Genomic DNA, 1,342 nt, shown 5'->3' with positions numbered 1-1,342 from the left:
CACGTCCGCAGACAGCAACAACGCTGCTCTCGACGACGACGCGGCGCGGTCCGGGCCTATGGGCACCTCGTCCTCACCGCTCACCCCCACTGAAAGGCCTGGCGCCTCGATCGCTGAGCGGAGCGCAAGGGCCGCCGACCTCGCGTCCGCCGACAGCGACACGTCCTCGGAGAGCGACGACGCTGCCCGCGCGGCGCTGTCCGGACTTGTTGGCACCTCGCCCTCGCTACTTGCCTCTAGCGAAATGCCTACCACCTCGATCGTTGAGCGGACCGCGTCGGCCGTTGGCCCCACGTCTCCTAGCGACGGTGTGTCTGGGGAGAAGGATGACGGGCCTCTGGAGGTCAGCGCGGCTGACCCTTCGGCGAGTTACACAACCCCGTCCGGCCTTACGGACGCTGCGCCTTCACCGCCCAACCCCACTGAGAGGACGCACACTCCGTCCGGCGAACGAGCCGCGTCCGTGTGTGCGAACACGACCGGCTCTGTGGGGAAGTCGCACGTGACGGCGGTGCTCGACTTCACCGCTGTGCCCGAGTACGGGACGCCGCCGGATCCGGCCGCCTTGGAGGCCGACCTTCGGCGGATGCTCGCCGACCGGCTCGATGTCGCTGACCGGCTCGAACGGCGGGCGCAGTCCATGCGCGTGCGGCCGGGGGTGGCGGTGGCCCCGCCGCGGGTCATGATCGTGGACGACGCGTCCCGCACGGCCACCGTCGTCGAGGTTCGCGCCCACGATCGGCCGGGCCTGCTCTGGCGGATCGGGCAGGCACTGGGCGCATGCGGCCTACAGGTTCGCGCCGCCCAGGTCGACACGCTGGGCGCCGAGGCGGTGGACGTCTTCTATGTGGTGGACGCAGATGGACACCCCCTGGAAGATCCCGCAGCCCTAGCGGCCGTCCGCTCCCAGGTCCTGACGGCCCTCCGCTGACATCCCCAATCCACTGTCCGGAGCCCAGCCCGGCCGCGTGCGGCCGTTGGCGTCCTCGAACCCAGGTCGAGCCGGTCAGGTCATGCCGTCCCTGGACGGGTCCACGCGCGGGTTCGCCGCGCTGCTACGCCCTCTCCAGCCACCCCCGACTCCCAGCAGCGTTGGTCTACGAAATGCCCGTTCAATCCATTGCGACGTCGCTGCGCCAAGGCGGGCCGATCCCCGCGCTCAGGCTCGGGCCACCCGTGAGACACGCCCCAGCGCTGCTGCCTCCCTACGCAGCGCGGTCTCCCGCACCAAGGCGGGGACGTTGCGGTGTACAAGTTCGCGGCAGTCGCAGACCACCCTGGAGCCGACGTGCTGCCGTCCACGCGGGGACGCGGGGACGCGGGGACGCGGGGACGCGAGGAG

General features: G+C 71.1%; 2 protein-coding genes. One reads left to right on the top strand and one right to left on the bottom strand.

All coding sequences use genetic code 11. The features are described from left to right. Positions 1-294 (bottom strand): hypothetical protein (locus E1264_RS44985; protein WP_207937032.1); only part of this gene is annotated, 294 nt, incomplete at its 3' end. Positions 295-487: 193 nt separating this feature from the next. Between E1264_RS44985 and E1264_RS42650 the strand changes: the two genes are divergently transcribed. Continuing rightward, positions 488-931 (top strand): ACT domain-containing protein, encoded by a 444-nt coding sequence (locus E1264_RS42650; RefSeq protein ID WP_243711520.1) that lies wholly within the window; start codon positions 488-490, stop codon positions 929-931. The last annotated feature ends 411 nt before the right edge of the window (positions 932-1,342 follow it).

Source organism: Actinomadura sp. KC216 (assembly GCF_004348535.1).
In the GTDB taxonomy this organism is placed as follows: domain Bacteria; phylum Actinomycetota; class Actinomycetes; order Streptosporangiales; family Streptosporangiaceae; genus Spirillospora.
This window is presented reverse-complemented; position numbering and strand designations above follow the sequence as displayed.